Here is a 1247-nt window from a genome sequence, read left to right as displayed (position 1 = left end):
CCGCGGAAAGCGAAGCGCCTGGAACGGAAATCAACAGACATGTTTTACTTTCCAAACCAATAAAAAACTGTAGACAAGCTCGCTTTTATCGAGTTTGTCTACAGTCTGAAGCAGGCATATGACCTGCTTATTCTTTGCTTCGTATTGAATTCAAGACTTCTGAATGATTATCGTCAGTTACGCCTTCATATTGGGTAATTTGTTTAAGCTCTGGGAATGCATTGAATTCATGAAAAAACAATTGGGCAATAATTAAAAAGACAAATTGAATAATAGCAATCTTAATTAATATTCTTTCAAATGATTTCATATCTTTTGCTCCTGCAGCCTATTTTCTTTTAGTATCGGAACAAAAGCTAATAATTATTCGTATTTAGACTGTAAGTCCTTTCTTTTTCATAGCAAGCTGCCTTTCAAAACAAAATCGTAAAAGCATCTGCCTGTCCGTTCCAGTAGCCTCGACAAATTGGACAGATGCTTTATTCATGTGTCCCTGCCCTTCAATGATACGAACTATCTTCCCCCGGAATTTCCTGTGTTCATATTCACCATTTTGCATGGGAAGGGCAAACCAGCTTTCTATCATCATGCCCGGCTTCAAACTGCTATTTTTGCCAATGAGCAATGCAGCACCTCCTGCACTGATATCATCAGTAACTGTCGTAAATGGAGGGAATTCACCTTTCATGGAATGCACTGCAACATCTACTGACGTCTCAACGCGTACATATTGCCTGCGCTGGATTTTGATGAGATGGTCTTTTCCAGGATAAGATAGCACAACCATAGGAATGTTCTGCTTAACCCTACCTTTGACCTCGGTATCAAAAAAGTAGTGAGAACCCGATTCTGTCACAAAATTTGCTTTTAATGGCGTTCCTTCTAAAAGAAAAACGGTCCTGTTCGTGTTCATGTTGACAGGATAATCTATGTATAGGTCACTGCCTTTGTGTTCTACCAATTTACATTTGTACTGCTCTAAATTTTCTGAGTATTTATGCTCAAGGATTATAATATCGCCGATTTTAATCATAGCTAGCCACTTCCCCACATATTTTTCCCTAAGTCTGCAAAACTGTTTCATAGCAATATTAAGACTACATCTAACAATTTGATTCCGACCTTTTCTAAAAATCCCTTTTAATAAATCGGCTCTGTTAAAGCCCAATATTGTTTTTTAAAACCTGTTGATTGTAGTGGAAGGCGCGCAGACTCCTGCGGGCGCAGCTGGTCAGGTGAGACCCCGC

General features: G+C 39.2%; 2 protein-coding genes. Both read right to left on the bottom strand.

Going from position 1 to position 1247, the window contains the following annotated elements; all coding sequences use genetic code 11:
• Positions 1-127: 127 nt before the first annotated feature.
• Positions 128-310, bottom strand: coding sequence for a YpfB family protein (locus V7654_RS02275; RefSeq protein WP_335375715.1), 183 nt, complete (start codon positions 308-310; stop codon positions 128-130).
• 63 nt (positions 311-373) lie between these two features.
• Positions 374-1033 carry a flagellar brake protein gene (locus tag V7654_RS02270; RefSeq protein ID WP_335428143.1) on the bottom strand — a complete coding sequence of 220 codons (660 nt, stop codon included), beginning with the start codon at positions 1031-1033 and terminating at the stop codon, positions 374-376.
• Positions 1034-1247: the final 214 nt, after the last annotated feature.

It is taken from the genome of Bacillus sp. JJ1609 (assembly GCF_036967045.1).
GTDB lineage: Bacteria > Bacillota > Bacilli > Bacillales > Cytobacillaceae > Mesobacillus.
The sequence above is the reverse complement of the archived record's forward strand: the minus strand, read 5'-3'. Positions and strand labels throughout refer to the sequence as shown.

What these genes read in the sequence shown, in the direction of transcription:
- V7654_RS02270 (WP_335428143.1), bottom strand. Translation starts at nt 1,033, where the DNA reads ATGATTAAAATCGGCGATATTATAATCCTTGAGCATAAATACTCAGAA.
- V7654_RS02275 (WP_335375715.1), bottom strand. Translation starts at nt 310, where the DNA reads ATGAAATCATTTGAAAGAATATTAATTAAGATTGCTATTATTCAATTT.